Source organism: Embleya sp. NPDC025285, from assembly GCF_055558835.1.
Genome location: NZ_JBVHLU010000029.1, coordinates 24,824 through 40,350, shown reverse-complemented (window position 1 = coordinate 40,350; position 15,527 = coordinate 24,824). Strand labels below are relative to the sequence as shown.

The following is a 15,527-nucleotide window of genomic DNA, read 5'->3' as shown; positions in this document are numbered from 1 at the left end:
GCACCATCAGCCGGGCCGGCGTTCGAGGCCGATCCGAGCCCACCGACACCTACGGCAAATTCTCGAACCGAACGCCCGAATCCCCCTCGCGCCGCCGAAGGGCGAACAACACGCCGCCGCCCAGCACGAGGGCCGCCGGCACCCCTATGCCCGCCCACAGCCCCCAGGCGAATCCGCCGTCGTCCGACGAGGACGCCGCCTGCGTGGTCTTGGCATCGCCCGCCTTGGCATCGGTCGGCTTCGAGCCCTTGTCCTTCTTGTCACCCTTGTCGCCCGGACTCGACAACGGGTCGACCAGCGCGCCGATCGGCTTCGCCTGGGCCAGCGCGGCGAAGCCCCAGTCGAGCAACTTGCCGGTGTCCTCGTAGGTCTTGCCCTTGCCCTCGACGTGCATGAGGCTCACCAGCAGGGTTTTCCCACCGCGCTGCGCACCGCCGACGAACGTGTTGCCGGCGTTGGTGGTGTAGCCGTTCTTGACGCCGATCATGCCGGGATACTGGCCGAGCATCGTATTGGTGTTCTGGATCTGGAACTTGGCCCCCGCCACGCCCGGGAAGTCGGCGACCCTGGTGCTCGCGTAGGAGCGGAAGTCGTTGTTCTTGAGCCCCTCGCGGGCGAACAGCGCGAGGTCGTACGCGCTGGAGACCTGCCCGGGTGCGTCGTAGCCGTCCGGCGAGACCACATTGGTGTCGCCCGCCTGGAGTTGCTTGGCCCGCTCGTTCATCTGCTGCACCGTCGCGGGCACGCCGCCGTTCATCGCGCACAACACGCGCACCGCGTCGTTGCCCGAACGCAGGAACACGCCGCGCCACAGGTCCTCGACCTTGTAGGTCTCGTTCTCCTTTATCCCGACCAGGCTGCTGCCCTCGCCGAGGTTGCGCAGGTCGGCGGGCGTCACCTGGTAGGTGGTGTTGCGGTCGATCTTGGGCAACACGGTGTCGGCGAACAACATCTTGAGCGTGCTGGCCGGCGGCAGTTTCCAGTGCGGGTTCTTCGCCGCCAGGATCTTGCCGCTGTCCGCGTCCGCGACCACCCACGCCCAGCCCTCGACGGCGGGCAACGGGGGTGCGCCCGGCGGCAGGTCGCTCTGTACGCCCGGCTGGGCCAGCCTCGGGCCGCCGAGATCGGACATCGGTGACGGCGGTTGTGGTTCCGGGGTGGGCCCGGCGGCCCGAGCGACCGGGACAAGACCCAACGTGAAAACGAGCGCGGCAGCGCAGAACACGGCCGGCTTCCGAGAAGCCCGGAACCAATCAGACATGTGATGAGCGTACTGGCGGCCCCCGGCTGCGGTCCGTCGACCGCGCCGCCGCATACTGAACCGGGACAAATTTGCTGAGGTTTTGACCGAGGAACGGGTGCTTCACGTTGAGGATCGGCCGAGGTGTTTCCACCTGTCTGGTGTTGTTCGGGATCTGGAGTTGGATCCTGTGGCCGAACTTCCTCAAGAACATCTGGGCGGACGACCGGTCCTGGAACGACGGCGCGACCGCGTTCTTCCTGATCCACCTGGCCCTGACGATCGTCTCGTTCGTGGCGGGCAACGCGATCGGCTGGCTCGGTATCAAGGGCCTGCGCGCGGCGCGGAGCCCGCAGCCGTGACCGACGACCCCACGGGCTGCCCGGCGCACGCGGTGCCGGCCGGACCCGAGTTGTTCTCCCGGGAGTTCATCGCCGACCCGTACCCGGCGTACGCGCACCTGCGCGAGTACGCGCCCGTGCATCGCACCACGCTGCCCAGCGGGGTCGAGGCCTGGTTGGTCACCCGGTACGCGGACGCCAAGCAGGCCCTCGCCGACCAGCGCCTGAGCAAGGACCCCCGACACTCGGAGGCGGCCTGGAAGCAGGGCAAGGTCGGGGTGCCCGGCGAACAGCGCTCGGGCGTCGGCGCGCACCTGCTCAACCTCGACCCGCCGGACCACACCCGGCTGCGCCGACTGGTGTCCAAGGCGTTCACGCCGCGTCGGGCCGAGGATTTCCGGCCTCGGATCCAGGCCCTGACGGACCGGCTGCTCGACGACTTCGCCCGGACCGGCGAGGCAGACCTGATCCACGACTTCGCGTTCCCGCTGCCGATCTACGCGATCTGCGACCTGCTCGGAGTGCCCGAGGAGGACCAGGCGGACTTCCGGACCTGGGCCGGGATGATGATCCGGCACGGCTCCGGGCCGCGCGGCGGGGTGGCCCGGGCGGTACGGCACATGCGTACCTACCTCGCCGAGTTGATCCATCGCAAGCGCGCGACGCTCACCGACGCGGACGACGACCTGATCTCGGGGTTGATCCGGGCGAGCGACCACGGCGAACACCTGACCGAGGACGAGGCCGCCGCGATGGCCTTCATCCTGCTCTTCGCCGGCTTCGAAACCACGGTCAACCTGATCGGCAACGGCCTGCTGACGCTGCTCACGCATGACGCCGAGCGACTCGCGGTACGGGCCGACCCCACGCTGCTCGCGCCCACCGTCGAGGAACTGCTGCGCTACGACGGGCCGGTCGAGGTGGCCACGTGGCGCTTCAGCACCACCGAGGTGGAGATCGGCGGGACGCTGATCCCGGCGGGTGAACCGGTGCTCGTCGTACTCGCGGCGGCCGACCGGGACCCGCGCCGGTTCGCCGAGCCCGATCTGCTCGATCCGGCACGCGCGGACAACCAGCACCTCGCGTTCGGGCACGGCATCCACTACTGCATCGGCGCGCCACTGGCCCGGCTCGAAGGCCGGATCGCGATCGGCACGTTGCTGGATCGGCTGCCGGACGTGCGACTCGCGCTGCCGAAGGACGAACTGCGGTGGCGGGGTGGGCTGATCATGCGCGGGTTGCAGCGGCTGCCGGTGACGTTCACGCCGCAGGCGTAGTCGGACAGGCATGCGAAGACGTAGTCGCCATCGCCTCCGCCGCGGGTATGGACGACGTCGACGGCCGGCCGGTGGATCGTCATCCACCGGCCCGCCGTCGTGCGTGATCCCGGCTGCCTTTCTCCCCGAATCGCCCCCTGCGTGCGCTTCCCCGCCCGGTTTCCCTCCCACTTTTCCGCCCCGGTCGTCCCCGCCCCGGTTCCCCGCCCCATTTCCCCTGTGTCCCCCGCGTTCGCGCTGTGCCCTGCACCCCCCACGCCCCCCGGCGTGTCACTCCTCGACAACCGCGTTCCGACCCACTCCGGCGTTACTTCCCCAAGACGCCTTCACGGATCGGGTGCGGAGTCGCTCCCCCTGACGTAACCCCTCCCGGCTCCTCCGACCCCCGAGCCCGAACCCCCCGGCCCGAACCCCGAGTCCGATCCCCGAGCCGACCCCCCGGCCCGAGCCCCGGTCGACCGGGGCTAGTCGTGCCCGGTCAGTGCGGCGAGTTCGGCGGGAGTGGGTCGGTCGGTCCGGTCGTACGCCGAACGCCGCTCGCGACGCGTTCCGCCGACCGGGCGAATGATGGACGTCATGCCCTGCTCCTGTTCCCCGAGGCGGACCCTTGCGGTCCGCTTCCCAACAGGGACTTGTCTACAGGGAGCCGTTCCCGACACACAACGGGTCCTTGACACATTTGATCACTAAGAGTGAATCAAGGCTACGAAATGGTCAAAGAGGTTTGTTTCAGGCGTGGTTGTCGAACGGCGCGACAAGGGAACGCAAAAGCCCGGCCAGGACCGCCTGTTGCTCGATCGTCAGGCCGGCCAGGATGGCCCGCTCCTGGTCGAGCAGCTCGGCCATCGCCGCGTCGACGCGATCGCGGCCGTCGTCGGTCAGCCGGACCAGCACGCCGCGCCGATCGTCGGGATCGGGCAGCCGCAACACCAGCCCCTTGGCGGCGAGGCGGTCGATGCGATTGGTCATCGTCCCGGAGGTCACCAGGGTCTGGGTGAGCAATTGGCCGGGCGAGAGCTGATACGGCGCACCGTCGCGACGCAGCGCGGAGAGCACGTCGAACTCCCACGGTTCGAGGTCGCGCGCGGAGAACGCGGTACGCCGGGCGCGGTCCAGGTGGCGCGCCAGTCGGGTGACCCGGCTCAGTACTTCGAGGGGTTCGACGTCGAGGTCCGGGCGCTCCCGCTTCCACGCCGCGACAAGCCGATCGACCTCGTCTTTCATGAACTCATTCTAGCGAGTCGTTCGACGCCAAGCCTCTTGATATCGAGATAAGACTGAGCAATATCCGACACTTTTCTCCCGGAAGCGAGCGGCTTCGGGCGCGCCGGAAATGCCTGGTCCGGCTCGGGACCGGCTGACAGGCTGAGCGTATGGACCGTACCCGACGCGTCGCCGACGCGGCACGTGCACTGCATGGCCTGGCTCTGGGCGACGCCTTCGGCGAACAGTGGTTCGTCCTCAGGCGCAGGCACCCCGACCCGACCGAACGTCAGGCGCGCCGGATCGCGCCGGATGCCGCGTTCTGGCAGTGGACGGACGACACCGCGATGGCGCTGTCCGTGCTGCGCATCCTGCACCTGTGCGACGACGTGGATCAGGACGCGCTGGCCGCGCACTTCGCCGCGTCGTACGAGGCCGACCCGCATCGCGGCTACGGCGCCTCGATGCACGGCGTGCTGCGCGCGATCCGCGAGGGTGAACCGTGGCGCGAGGTGACGCGCCGTCAATTCGAGGGCCAGGGCTCGTGGGGCAACGGCACCGCGATGCGGGTCGCGCCGTTGGGCGCCTGGCACGCGGACGCGGGACTCGCCCACGTCGCGGCCGAGGCCGAGCGCTCGGCCGCGACCACGCACGCCCACCCGGAGGCGGCGGCGGGCGCGATCGCGGTGGCGATCGCGGCGGCGCTGGCGACCCGGGGGCGGGACGAACCGGCCCCGGATCCGGTCGAGTTCCTGACCGAGGTGGCCGGGCACACGCCGGAGGGCGACGTGGCCTCGGGGATTCGGACCGCGTCCCGATTGCCGGCCACGTCCTCGGTCCCGCACGCGGTGAGCGTGCTGGGCAACGGCTCCCGGATGAGCGCGCCCGACACGGTCCCGTTCGCGCTGTGGACGGCGGCACGCCGGCTCGACGCGCTCGAGGACGCCCTGTGGGACACCGCACGGGGCATGGGCGACGTGGACACCACGTGCGCGATCACGGCCGGCGTGGTCGCGTCGCGCACGGGCCTGCGCGGCATCCCCGACAGCTGGCTCGCCGCCCGCGAACCGCTCCCGACCTGGGTCGACACCGGCGGCGTACTGCCACGGAACCGCTACCGCCCCGGGCCGCTCCCGGTCGCGGCGCCGGCCGAACCGTTCGGAGCCGGGCAGCAACCCGGTCGAATCGGGCGGCACGAGCAAACCCGCCCGTAACCTCGCCGTTCGGGGTCACGATGGAGGCGTGCGACCGGACGGCCTGGACAAGCAGATCGTGGCTCACCACGTCCGCGACGCCCGGGCGAGCTTCGCCGGGATCGGGGCCGAGGTCGGCCTCTGGGCGCCCGCGGTCGAGCGGCGGGTGGACCGACTGCGCGAGGCCGGCGTGATCCGCGGCTTCCACGCCGGGTGGATCCGCACGCGTTGGGCCGGACCACCGAGGCGCTCGTGCGGATCTCCTGCGCGCCGCGCACCTCTCCCGCGCAGTTGCTCGCCTGTCTGCGCCGGCATCCCGAGGTGATCGGCGCGGACAGCGTGGCCGGCGACATGGACGCGGTGTCGCGGACCACCGCGACCGACGTACGGCACCCGGAGGAGGTGTCGGACCGGCTCCGGGACGAACCCCTGGTGCTCGACACCCGCAGCACGATCGTGCTCGGCAGGCTCCCGGAACACACCAAGGGCGGGCCGCTCGGCCCGCCCTTGGTCACCACCGACCAGGCCCCGTCCGAAATCGGCGAACGGCTCCCGGCCCGGATTCGGCTCGGGTTCAGATCAGGCCCAGCTCGCGCACCGCGTCGCGCTCCTCGGCCAGCTCCCGCACCGAGGCGTCGATCCGGCCGCGGGAGAACTCGTTGATGTCCAGGCCCTGGACGATCTCCCACTTGCCGTCCTTGCAGACCACCGGGAAGGACGAGATGAGGCCCTCGGGCACGTCGTAGGAACCGTCCGAGACGACACCCATCGAGGTCCAGTCGCCGTCGGCGGTGCCGTTGACCCAGGTGTGCACGTGGTCGATCGCCGCGTTCGCCGCGGACGCCGCCGAGGACGCGCCGCGCGCCTCGATGATCGCCGCGCCGCGCTTGGCGACGGTCGGGATGAAGGTGTCCGCGAGCCAGGTCTGGTCGTCGACCACCTCGGCGGCGTTCTTGCCCGCGATCTGCGCGTGGAAGACGTCCGGGTACTGGGTGGCCGAGTGGTTGCCCCAGATGGTCAGCTTCGCGATGTCGGTGACCGCGACGCCGGTCTTCTTCGCGAGCTGGGTCAGCGCGCGGTTGTGGTCCAGGCGGGTCATCGCGGTGAAGCGCTCGGCCGGTACGTCCGGCGCGTGCTGCTGCGCGATCAGCGCGTTGGTGTTGGCCGGGTTGCCGACCACGAGCACCTTGATGTCGGACGCGGCACCGGCGTTGATCGCCTCGCCCTGCGGCTTGAAGATGCCGCCGTTGGCGGCCAGCAGGTCGCCGCGCTCCATGCCCGCGGTGCGCGGGCGGGCACCGACGAGCAGGGCCACGTTCGCACCCGCGAAGCCGTCGGTCGGGTTGTCGAAGATGTCGATCCCGGCAAGCAGCGGGAACGCACAGTCGTCGAGCTCCATCGCGGTGCCCTCGGCGGCCTTGACCGCCTGCGGAATCTCCAGAAGGCGCAGGCGCACCGGGGTTTCGGGACCGAGCAGGTGACCGGAGGCGATGCGGAACAGCAACGCGTAGCCGATCTGACCGGCCGCGCCCGTGACGGTGACGTTGACGGGGGTACGGGACATTGCGCGCGGGTCTCCTCTGCTGCGGCGGGATCCGACGCCGATGGCAGTCCGCCGGTAGCTCGGCATCGAGATACTTTTCGCCGCCACATTACTCCCGCCCCGGGGCGGCTCGGCCAACCCCGGGTGTGAGGTTCGCCCCGAAGCCTATTGCACCGCCCGGTTTTCGTTTCCGCGGAGCCGGCGGATAGGTTCGTGACTCCGCGCAGCCGCCCACACCCGGAGGGTGACCACATGCACCTGTCGGACCTCCCCGAGACGACCTGTGTGCCCACCCCCGGCCGACTCGAGCCGCCGGTGCGGCCCGCCGCGCTCGAGACGATCGACGCGGTCGTGCTCGGCTGGGTCGACAACGCCGGCATCACCCGGGTCAAGGCGATCCCGTACTCGCGCCTGGACGCGGTCGCCACGCACGGTGTGGGCTTCTCCCCCGTGTTCGACGTCTTCCTCGCCGACGACTCGATCACCGCCGGCTCGCTGGTCGGCGGCCCGGCCGGCGATCTGCGGCTGATCCCCGACCTGGCGGCGCTGCGCCCGCTGGCCGCGCAGCCGGGCTGGGCCTGGGCGCCGGGTGACCGGTACACCCAGGACGGCGTGCCCTACCCGGGCTGCCAACGTGCCTTCGCCCGGCGGATGACCGCGCGTGCCGGGCTGCGCGGGTTGTCGCTGCGGATGGGCTTCGAGGTCGAGTGGATCACCGGCACCGAGGCCCCGGACGGCTCCTTCGTCCCCGCGTTCCACAAGGCCGCGTACGGGATGACCCGGATGGTTCGGGTATCCGATCAACTGCGCGAGCTGATCCGCGCGCTCGCCGCCCAGGACGTGAGCGTGTTGCAGGTGCATCCGGAGTACGCGGCGGGCCAGTTGGAGGTCTCCGTCGCTCCGGAGGACCCGGTCGGCGCGGCGGACACCACGGTGCTGGTGCGCGAGACGATCCGCGCGGTCGCCGCCCGGCACGGACACGCGGTCTCCTTCGCGCCGTGCGTGCTGCCCGGCGAGGTCGGCAACGGCGCGCACCTGCACTTCTCGCCGTGGCGCGACGGGGTGAACCTGTGCCACGGCGGCGAGGGACCACGGGGGCTGACCCGCGAGGGCGAGGCGTTCCTGGCCGGGGTGCTGCGCGAGTTGCCCGCGCTGCTGGCGATCGGCGCCCCGGGCGCGGCCGGCCACCTGCGTCTGGTCCCGGACCGCTGGGCGGGCGCGTACCGCTGCTGGGGCCTGGAGAACCGGGAGGCGGCGCTGCGGCTGATCACCGGGATGGCGGGCGAACGGCAACACGCCGCGAACGCCGAACTCAAGTGCTTCGACGCGACGGCCAATCCCTACCTGGTGGTGGGTACGGTGATCGCGGCCGGACTGGCCGGCATCGAGGACGAGCTGCGGCTGCCGGTGGAGGTGGCGGGCAACCCGTCGGCCGTCGCCGGCGTGCCCCGTCTGCCGGAGTCGCCGGCCGCCGCGCTGGCGGCGCTGGAGGCGAGCGCGGTACTGCGCGAGGCGCTCGGCGAGACCCTGTTCGACGCGATCACGGCGGTCCGCCGCGCCGAGATCGCCCGCTCGGCCGGGATGACCCCGAGCGAGATCGCGGCCGACGCACGCCTGCTGTACTGACCGCCCCGCCGCCCACCGGCACATCCGGGAGCCGACCCCTCGACGCGCCGCCGGACGCCGACGGTGCCCGGGACGCGTCCCCGATCCCCCGTCGGGCGACCGAGGACGCCGAGGGCATCGAGGACACCCCTAGGAGCCGGTGCGCTTGGGCACCCACGGCAGGTCGACGAGCGGATCGGGGATGCTCAGCCCGAGCAGCAGCACCGCGACGCCGAAGAACAGCAGCACGCCCACGTCCGTGAACCGGCTGCGGACCGCGAGCACGCCCACGTCGGAGACGAACAGCCGCAGTATCGCCGCGATCAGGAAGGTGCCGGCGATCAGGATCGCGGCGATCCGGAAGCCGTTCAGCGCGGCGGTCAGCAGCGCGGCGAGCAGGCAGCCGAAGACCACCATCGCGGGCCACTCCCGCAACGGCCCCGGTCCGGCCGGCGAGGCACCGCCCTCCGGCGGGTAGGTACCCGGCTCCTTCCTCCTGCCGTCCTTGCGTCGCCCCCGAGCGGTTGCCACAGGTCCCACCTCTCTCATCTCGCCGGCAGCGGATCCGCGCCGGACCCGGGTGCGACGGGCGCGCGCCGCGGGCCCGTGCCCGCGCGGCCCCCGCCCCGGGTCCGGCACGGTCCGATCACAGGCTGGTGACCTGCCGCTCGGCGGCCTCGATGACGTTGGTGAGCAACATCGCGCGGGTCATCGGACCCACCCCGCCGGGCATCGGGGCGACCCAAGCGGCCTTCTCGTACGCCTCCGGGTGCACGTCGCCGACCAGGCCCTGCTCGGTACGGGTGATGCCCACGTCGAGCAGCACCGCGCCGGGCTTGACCATGTCGCCGCTGATCAGTCCGGGCACCCCTGCCGCGGCGATGACGATGTCCGCCTGGAGCACGTGGAACGGCAGTTCCTTGGTGCCCGTGTGGCACAGGGTCACCGTGGCGTTCTCGGTGCGGCGGGTGAGCAGCAGGCCGATCGGGCGGCCGACGGTGACGCCTCGGCCGATCACGCACACCTCGGCGCCGTTGATCTGGATGTCGTGCCGGCGGAGCAGTTCGACGATGCCGCGCGGGGTGCACGGCAGCGGCGCCTCCTGACCCAGCACCAGCCGGCCCAGGTTCATCGGGTGCAGGCCGTCGGCGTCCTTGTCCGGGTCCATCAGCTCCAGGACCCGGTTGGCGTCCAGGTGCTTGGGCAGCGGGAGCTGGACGATGTAGCCGGTACAGGCCGGGTCCGCGTTGAGCTCGCGCACCACGTCCTCGACCTGTTCCTGCGTCGCGTCCGCGGGCAGGTTGCGCTGGATGCTCGCGATGCCCACCTGGGCACAGTCGCGGTGCTTGCCGCGCACGTACGAGTGGCTGCCGGGGTCGTCGCCCACGAGCACGGTGCCCAGACCCGGCGTGATGCCTCGGGCCTTCAGGGCCTCGGCCCGTACGGCCAGTTCGGCTTTGATGGCGGTGGCGGTGGCCTTGCCGTCGAGGATCTGCGCCTTCAAGTTCTGTCTCCTGGTCCACGGTTCCGGGCCGGTCGTTGAGATTGTCCCGTATCCGAGCCGGCCGCGCGGCGGGCCCCGTGCAGAAGGCGTGCCGGCGGGGCCAGGATGCGCTGCTGGACGAACTCGGGCAGTTGCCACGTCGGCACCGGCTCGTTCGCCCGGGCGATCGCCTGGGCCAGCCGCTTGAGGTGTTGGCGCGGCACCGGATGCCCCCACAGGTCCGGCAGTTCGGGCGGCGTCGGGGGACGGCGCTCCTCGGCGGCCGACGCCAGTTCGTTGAGATAGGCGTCCAGGCGGGCCAGGTCGTCCTCGGGAATGGGTTCGGGCGGTGTGCTGCGATAGGTCTCGGGCGCGGTCATCAGCCGGTAGCCGAGCCGCTGGGCAGTCACGATCGCGGGCCACAGCCGTTCGGCGTCCAGTCGGCGGCCGGTGAACTCGCCCAGTGCCGCCTCGTACACGCTCCACAGGTCGAGCAGTTCGCGGCGGGCCGCCCGGCGGGTGCTGCCCCACGCGCGATCGTCCACGATCTGCCCGGTGACCGTGGCCCGCAGCAGCAGCCCCTCGGCGCGGATGGTCCGGCCCAGTTGGCGCGGCAGTCGGGTCGCGGACGCGCGCGGCCACAACACCAGGCTCGCGGTCAGACCGACGGCCAGGCCCAGCACGGTGTCGATCAGGCGCGTGGCGGCCAGATCGCCCACGTGCGCGCCGGGTTGGCCGGCGGCGGCCAGGAAGAGGCCGACGGGGGTCACGCACGCGGCGGCCACGGCGAGGTTGCGGGCGATCACCGTCTGCGTCGCGCCGAACAGCAGCGCGACCGCGATCACCACCAGCCACTGGTTGGGCATCAGGTCGTGGAAGAACAGCGCGATCACCGCCACGCCCACCAGCGTGCCGATCGCCCGTTGCAAGACACGGCCGAAGTCGAGCACGACATTGCCGCCCTGGAGCGCGGCACCGGCCGCGATGGCCACCCACACCGGGTGCACCACCGGCAACAGCGCGGCGGCCAGCGTCGCCGAACCGACCCCGAGCCCGGTGCGCAGCGCGGTCGGCGGGACCAGCGACGCGCGGTCGAACGCGGCGCGCATGCGCTCGCCGGCGGTGGGCCGCCGACCGGGGATGATCTCGCCCTCCTTGACCGCCGGTCGGCCGGCCGCCTCGGCGGCGGCCTTGAGCACCGTGCGCAGGAGGCGTTCGGCGGCGGTCTCGGTGTCGGCGAGCACCGCGGGCATGACCGGGACCAGTTTGGGCCGGCCGACCGCGCCGGCCAGCGCGCGCACGGTGTCCGGGATCTCCGGCGGCAGCGGCCGGGTGCGCTCGACGGCGAGCAGTTGCGCGGCCTGGAACAGGTCGAGCGCCCGCCGACACAACACCCGCAGCCGACGTGCCTCGCCGGTACGCCGGTTGCGCTTGGTGTCCGCGCGCAACACGGTCACCCACGCGCTGTGCACCGTCTCGGACGCGCGGTGTCGGGCGGCGTCGCTGGGCTGGTCGCCGATCGCGGCGAAGAAGTCGGCGAGCGCCTCGAAACAGGCCGCGAGCGCCATGTGCTCGGGGTGGCGCGGGCGCACCAGCCAGCCGGACATCGACACCAGCCACGCGCCGGCCGCGCCCGCGAGCACCAGCGCGGCCCGTTCGGGGACCATGTCGGGTTGGTGCGGCAAAAACGCGCCCATCGCGCAGACCAGGGTGAACATGTAGCCGCCCGGGCGTTCCACCTGCAACGCGCCGCACAGGAAGGTGGCGACGGTGGCGACCAGGGTGATCACCGGGACGTACAAGAACGCGGTGCCGGCCGCGAGCGAGCCCAGGGTCAGCGACAGGGCCAGCCCCAGACCCACCAGCGCGAGGGTGATCGCCCGGCGCGCGTACGGCTCCTTGGCCGCGTACAGGACGGTGTAGCCGCCGAGCGCGGCGAAGGTGGCGTAGCCCAGGCCCAGGGTCGCGGTGACGATCGCGAACGGGATGCCCACGCCGAGTGCGGCGCGTGCCCCGGACGCCCAGGTGAAGCCCTTGCCGGTGAGTGTGACCAGCGGCTTGATCTGGTTCTGCGGACCCAGCTCGGGCGGGTGCACCGCCGGGAACGGCGGCAGCGTCGGCGGATCGGACGAGGTCCCCGAGGGCCCCGGCGGCAACGCGAGTGGTGCGCGTTTCGGCTGGGGTCCGGGTGTCGCCTGATCCTGCATCCTCCTATGCAACGCACCTTTCGCACGGAATGCCAAGTCCCCCACCATGACCCCGGTCACGGCAGCCGCCGCAGACCTTCCGCGCGCCAACCGTCGAGGTGTAGGGTGCCGCCTCCAACAGGCTCCGGGCGGTGGGGGCGACATCGCGGCCCGTTTCGGCGTTCGCGTGTCGACGAAACCCGGAACCATCGGCGCCGCGTATCGCGTGTACGCGCGTTCTCAGGGGAGAGTTCCGCATGTCCCAACCTCCGGGTCCGTACGGCCCGCCGTCCGGCTACGGTGCCGAGGGCCAAGGCCAGGGCTACGGTCAGCCCGGCTACGGCCAGCCGGCCTACGGTCAGCCGAGCTACGGCCAGCCGGGCTATGGCCAGCCGAGCTACGGCCAGCCCGGTTACGGTCCACCCGCCGGCTACGGCCCGCCGCCGAACATCGGCGAGTGGTGCGCGAGCTGGGGCCGTCGGGCAGGCGGGCTGCTGGTCGACGCGCTCGTCGCCTTGCCGGTCTCGATACCTTATATCGGCGGCTACATCTGGTTCATGGACAAGACCACGGTCACCGAGAACCTCGACGGCAGCGAGACGACCGAGTACGACGGCGGTGCCGGTCCGGTCCTCCTGATCGTCATCGGCGGCCTGATCTCGCTGGCCTTCCAACTCTGGCAGTTGTACCGCCAGGGCAAGACCGGGCAGACCATCGGCAAGCGCGCCGTGGGCATCAAGGTGCTGCGTGAGAGCGACGGGATGCCGACCGGCTTCGGTATGGCGTTCGTTCGCGGTCTCGCCCACTTCCTGGACACGATCGCGTGCTTCCTGGGCTGGCTGTGGCCGCTGTGGGACGACAAGAAGCAGACGTTCGCGGACAAGGTCTGCTCGACGGTCGTGGTCAAGGTCTGAGCACCACCCTCAGCACACGCGCGAGGCGCGACCCCGACCGGGGTCGCGCCTCGCGGGCCTTCACCGCGCCCCGGTCACCCGGGACGCGATCGAGCGGTGGAATCAGTGGAAGAAGTGCCGGGTCCCGGTGAGGTACATGGTGATCCCGGCCGTACGTGCCGCCTCGACCACCTCTTCGTCGCGAACCGACCCACCGGGCTGGACCACCGCGCGCACACCGCCCGCGATCAGCACCTCCAGGCCGTCGGCGAACGGGAAGAACGCGTCGGACGCGGCGACCGAACCGGCCGCCCGCTCGCCCGCGCGCGTGACCGCCAGCTTGGCCGAGTCGACCCGGTTCACCTGGCCCATGCCCACGCCCACGGTCGCGCCGCCGGACGCGAGCAGGATCGCGTTGGACTTGACCGAGCGCACCGCGCGCCAGGCGAACACCAGGTCGCGCAGCGTCTCGGCGTCGGCGGGCTCGCCGGTGGCCAGCGTCCAGGCGGCGGCGTCGTCGCCGGGCGCCTGGTAGCGGTCCGCGTTCTGCAACAGCAGGCCGCCGTCGATCTGGCGGAACTCGGCGGGCGTACGCGGCGCCTCGGGGGCGCGCAGCACCCGGATGTTCTTCTTGCGGGCGAGCACCTCGACCGCGCCGTCCTCGTAGTCCGGCGCGACGATCACCTCGGTGAAGATCCCCGCCACCTGCTCGGCCATCGCGACGCTCACCGGTCGGTTGACCGCGATCACGCCGCCGTAGGCGGACACCGGGTCGCTCGCGTGCGCCCTGCGGTGCGCCTCGGCGACGTCCGCGCCGATCGCGATCCCGCACGGGTTGGCGTGCTTGATGATCGCCACGCACGGCTGCTCGTGGTCGTACGCGGCACGCCGGGCCGCGTCCGTGTCCATGTAGTTGTTGTAGGACATCTCCTTGCCGTGGAACTGCTCGGCGCCCGCGAGGCCGCCGGTGCCGTCCACGTACAGGGCCGCCGCCTGGTGCGGGTTCTCGCCGTAGCGGAGCACGTTCTCCCGGCGGCGGACCGAGCCGAGGAAGGCCGGGAAGCTCTCCTCGTCGGCCGGCGCGTAGCTGTTCGAGAACCAGGAGGCGACCGCGACGTCGTAGGCGGCGGTGTGCCCGAACGCCTCGCCCGCGAGCCGCTTGCGCTGCGCCAGGTCGAAGCCGCCCGCCTCGAGCGCGGCCAGCACGTCGGCGTAGCGGTCCGGGCTGGTCACCACCGCGACGGAGGGGTGGTTCTTGGCCGCGGCGCGGACCATCGACGGGCCGCCGATGTCGATCTGCTCGACGCACTCGTCCGGGGTCGCGCCCGACTCGACGGTCTGCGTGAACGGGTACAGGTTGACCACGACCAGGTCGAACGGCCGTACGTCCAATTCCTCGAGCTGCGCCCGGTGCGACTCCAGGCGCAGGTCGGCCAGGATGCCGGCGTGCACGCGCGGGTGCAGCGTCTTGACCCGGCCGTCCAGACATTCCGGGAAACCGGTCAGTTCCTCGACCTTGGTCACCGGCACGCCCGAGGCGGCGATCCGCCCGGCGGTGGAGCCGGTGGAGACCAGCTCGACGCCGGCCGCGTGCAGGCCCTGGGCCAGTTCCTCCAGGCCGCTCTTGTCGTACACGCTGATCAACGCGCGACGGATCGGGCGGCGAGCCTCGTCCTCGGTGGCGGGAGTGGGGGTGGGGGCGGCGGAAGTCATGCGGGGATCCGGACCTTTCTTCCTTCGATGCGGTAGCCCTCGCGGGCCAGCCGGCCCACGACCTCGACGAGCAGGGTGCGCTCGACAGTCTTGATGCGCTCGTGCAACGCGTCGCCGCCGTCGGCGTGATCGCCGTCCTCGACCGTGACGACGCCCTGAGCGATGATCGGCCCGGTGTCCACGCCGGCGTCCACGAGGTGGACCGTGCAACCGGTCACCTTGGCGCCGTACGCGAGCGCGTCCCGGACGCCGTGCGCGCCGGGGAACGAGGGCAACAGTGCGGGGTGGGTGTTGAGGGTGCGTCCCTCGAAGCGGGCCAGGAAGCGCGGGCCCAGGATCTTCATGAAGCCGGCCGACACCACCAGATCGGGTTCGTACCCGGCGACCGCGTCGGCCAGCGCGGCGTCCCAGCTTGCCCGGTCCGAGTGATCGGCGACGCGTTCGACGAAGGTGGGCACGCCCGCCCGCTCGGCCCGGGTCAGCCCCGCGATGCCGTCGCGGTCGGCGCCCACGGCCACCACACTCGCGCCGTACGCGGGATCCGCGCACGCGTCGAGCAGGGCCTGGAGGTTGGTGCCGGAGCCGGATACGAGGACGACGAGCCGGGCCGGCCCGGGGGTGCGCGGGGCGTGAACGGCCACTGCTTTCAGGCTCTTTCCGGAAGGAAGGGCGGGAGAGGCACCACATGGATTCGGGCTCTCGCCGGGATCTCGTACGGGGCCGGCGGGCGTTCCCCGACAAGAGGCGGGAACACGGAGCGACGCCCGTACGTCGGCAACGATAGCGTCAGGGGGTAGGCAGTACCGAACCGGCGGGGTGGGACGGCATCGGCGGACCCGGCGGCATCCGC

15 protein-coding genes are annotated in these 15,527 nt (G+C 71.9%); 7 read left to right on the top strand and 8 right to left on the bottom strand.

Annotation, left to right across the window (positions count from 1 at the left end):
- Window positions 1-49 precede the first annotated feature (49 nt).
- Complete coding sequence (locus ACZ4FV_RS21015; RefSeq protein ID WP_395869926.1) at window positions 50-1,132, bottom strand: D-alanyl-D-alanine carboxypeptidase family protein; 1,083 nt, start codon at window positions 1,130-1,132, stop codon at window positions 50-52.
- Window positions 1,133-1,368: 236 nt separating this feature from the next.
- Between ACZ4FV_RS21015 and ACZ4FV_RS21010 the strand changes: the two genes are divergently transcribed.
- Both ACZ4FV_RS21010 and ACZ4FV_RS21005 read left to right on the top strand, forming a co-directional pair.
- Window positions 1,369-1,602 (top strand): SCO4848 family membrane protein, encoded by a 234-nt coding sequence (locus tag ACZ4FV_RS21010; RefSeq protein WP_395869928.1) that lies wholly within the window; start codon window positions 1,369-1,371, stop codon window positions 1,600-1,602.
- Window positions 1,599-2,858 (top strand): cytochrome P450 family protein, encoded by a 1,260-nt coding sequence (locus tag ACZ4FV_RS21005; RefSeq protein ID WP_465323056.1) that lies wholly within the window; start codon window positions 1,599-1,601, stop codon window positions 2,856-2,858. Before ACZ4FV_RS21010 ends, ACZ4FV_RS21005 begins: the two co-directional genes overlap by 4 nt.
- A gap of 729 nt (window positions 2,859-3,587) precedes the next feature.
- On the opposite strand, the gene ACZ4FV_RS21000 is transcribed toward ACZ4FV_RS21005, so the two are convergent.
- Window positions 3,588-4,082 (bottom strand): MarR family winged helix-turn-helix transcriptional regulator, encoded by a 495-nt coding sequence (locus ACZ4FV_RS21000; protein WP_395869932.1) that lies wholly within the window; start codon window positions 4,080-4,082, stop codon window positions 3,588-3,590.
- 149 nt (window positions 4,083-4,231) lie between these two features.
- Here ACZ4FV_RS21000 and ACZ4FV_RS20995 point away from each other — a divergent pair, with 149 nt between their 5' ends.
- The 3 genes from ACZ4FV_RS20995 to ACZ4FV_RS20985 are packed head-to-tail and all read left to right on the top strand — an operon-like array spanning window position 4,232 to window position 5,917.
- Complete coding sequence (locus ACZ4FV_RS20995) at window positions 4,232-5,275, top strand: ADP-ribosylglycohydrolase family protein (protein ID WP_395869934.1); 1,044 nt, start codon at window positions 4,232-4,234, stop codon at window positions 5,273-5,275.
- Between the two features lie 28 nt (window positions 5,276-5,303).
- Complete coding sequence (locus tag ACZ4FV_RS20990) at window positions 5,304-5,579, top strand: Lrp/AsnC family transcriptional regulator (RefSeq protein WP_395869936.1); 276 nt, start codon at window positions 5,304-5,306, stop codon at window positions 5,577-5,579.
- Window positions 5,468-5,917: an Lrp/AsnC family transcriptional regulator gene (locus ACZ4FV_RS20985; RefSeq protein WP_402230331.1), complete on the top strand. Its 450-nt coding sequence runs from the start codon at window positions 5,468-5,470 to the stop codon at window positions 5,915-5,917. Before ACZ4FV_RS20990 ends, ACZ4FV_RS20985 begins: the two co-directional genes overlap by 112 nt.
- Here the strand turns inward: ACZ4FV_RS20985 and ACZ4FV_RS20980 are convergent.
- The gene (locus tag ACZ4FV_RS20980) at window positions 5,829-6,818 is read right to left on the bottom strand and encodes a malate dehydrogenase (protein WP_395869939.1); all 990 of its coding nucleotides are present in this window, start codon (window positions 6,816-6,818) and stop codon (window positions 5,829-5,831) included. The genes ACZ4FV_RS20985 and ACZ4FV_RS20980 overlap by 89 nt on opposite strands.
- Window positions 6,819-7,049: 231 nt before the next feature.
- Between ACZ4FV_RS20980 and ACZ4FV_RS20975 the strand changes: the two genes are divergently transcribed.
- Window positions 7,050-8,423 carry a type I glutamate--ammonia ligase gene (locus ACZ4FV_RS20975; RefSeq protein WP_402230330.1) on the top strand — a complete coding sequence of 458 codons (1,374 nt, stop codon included), beginning with the start codon at window positions 7,050-7,052 and terminating at the stop codon, window positions 8,421-8,423.
- Window positions 8,424-8,552: 129 nt separating this feature from the next.
- Here the strand turns inward: ACZ4FV_RS20975 and ACZ4FV_RS20970 are convergent, their stop codons facing one another.
- From ACZ4FV_RS20970 to ACZ4FV_RS20960, 3 genes are all read right to left on the bottom strand, one after another.
- On the bottom strand, window positions 8,553-8,933 hold the full coding sequence (locus tag ACZ4FV_RS20970; protein ID WP_395869943.1) for a DUF3017 domain-containing protein: 381 nt from the start codon (window positions 8,931-8,933) through the stop codon (window positions 8,553-8,555).
- Window positions 8,934-9,048: 115 nt separating this feature from the next.
- The gene (locus ACZ4FV_RS20965) at window positions 9,049-9,906 is read right to left on the bottom strand and encodes a bifunctional methylenetetrahydrofolate dehydrogenase/methenyltetrahydrofolate cyclohydrolase (RefSeq protein WP_395869944.1); all 858 of its coding nucleotides are present in this window, start codon (window positions 9,904-9,906) and stop codon (window positions 9,049-9,051) included.
- Window positions 9,903-12,092, bottom strand: coding sequence for an FUSC family protein (locus tag ACZ4FV_RS20960; protein WP_465323055.1), 2,190 nt, complete (start codon window positions 12,090-12,092; stop codon window positions 9,903-9,905). Before ACZ4FV_RS20960 ends, ACZ4FV_RS20965 begins: the two co-directional genes overlap by 4 nt.
- A 236-nt stretch (window positions 12,093-12,328) precedes the next feature.
- Here ACZ4FV_RS20960 and ACZ4FV_RS20955 point away from each other — a divergent pair, with 236 nt between their 5' ends.
- A complete protein-coding gene (locus ACZ4FV_RS20955; protein WP_395869947.1) occupies window positions 12,329-12,985 on the top strand; it encodes an RDD family protein in 657 nt (218 codons plus the stop codon).
- 102 nt (window positions 12,986-13,087) lie between these two features.
- On the opposite strand, the gene purH is transcribed toward ACZ4FV_RS20955, so the two are convergent.
- Entirely contained in the window at window positions 13,088-14,677 is a 1,590-nt protein-coding gene (purH, locus tag ACZ4FV_RS20950) for a bifunctional phosphoribosylaminoimidazolecarboxamide formyltransferase/IMP cyclohydrolase (RefSeq protein ID WP_395869949.1), read from the bottom strand.
- Window positions 14,674-15,318 carry a phosphoribosylglycinamide formyltransferase gene (gene purN, locus ACZ4FV_RS20945; RefSeq protein ID WP_395869952.1) on the bottom strand — a complete coding sequence of 215 codons (645 nt, stop codon included), beginning with the start codon at window positions 15,316-15,318 and terminating at the stop codon, window positions 14,674-14,676. Before purN ends, purH begins: the two co-directional genes overlap by 4 nt.
- Between the last annotated feature and the right edge of the window lie 209 nt (window positions 15,319-15,527).